We start from the raw sequence: 805 nt of genomic DNA on the forward strand, positions 1-805 counted from the left end.
CGGGTTCGGCGCGGCGCTGGGGATCGTCGCCGGGGCCGGACCGGCGGGCATCCATGTCCTGTCCTTTCTGGGCGGGGTGCTGGCGGTGGCGGCCGGGGCCGGGATCGCCCGGCTGTTCGACGTGCGATCGATGCTGATGCTGGTCTTCGGCGGGCTGCTGAGTACCGCCTTCTTCACCGCGCTGCTGTCGGCGCTGAAATATGTTGCCGATCCGGACAGGCAGTTGCCCGATATCGTGTTCTGGTTGCTGGGCAGCCTGACGCAGGTCGGATGGCGCGACCTGATGGTGGCCGCGCCCCCGGTGCTGGGCGGGATCGCGGTGCTGACGGCCTGCGGCCGCATGCTGGACGCGCTGGCGATGGGCGACGACGAGGCCAGGACCCTGGGGGTGCCGGTCGGGTTGTTGCGCCATGGCGTGATCGCGGTGGCCAGCATGCTGGCGGCGCTGACGGTTTCGGTGGCGGGGATGATCGGATGGATCGGGCTGATGGTTCCGCATGCGGCGCGGCTGCTGGCCGGGCCGCGCAACGGGCTGGTCCTGCCGCTGAGCGCCTGTCTGGGCGGGGCGTTCCTGTTGCTGTGCGACGATCTGGCGCGGGTGCTGACCGAGCAGGAAGTGCCGGTCGGGCTGATCGTCGATCTGCTGAGCGTGTGCCTGTTCGTGGGCGTGCTGCGGCTGGTCCGCCGGGGGTGGGCGGAGTGAGCGGGCTGGAGGCGCGGCAGGTCGGTTTCCGGCGGCAGGGGCGGTGGGTGCTGGAGGATGTGTCCCTGACGCTGCGCCCGGGCGAGCTGGTGGCGCTGCTGG

Annotated in this window: 1 protein-coding gene; it reads left to right on the forward strand. The window is 71.7% G+C overall.

What is annotated here, in order from left to right; translation table 11 throughout:
- A partial coding sequence (locus tag HUK84_RS20830; protein ID WP_176641882.1) for a FecCD family ABC transporter permease occupies positions 1 to 703 on the forward strand: 703 nt, incomplete at its 5' end.
- Between the last annotated feature and the right edge of the window lie 102 nt (positions 704 to 805).

It is taken from the genome of Nguyenibacter vanlangensis (assembly GCF_013376155.1).
GTDB lineage: Bacteria > Pseudomonadota > Alphaproteobacteria > Acetobacterales > Acetobacteraceae > Gluconacetobacter > Gluconacetobacter vanlangensis.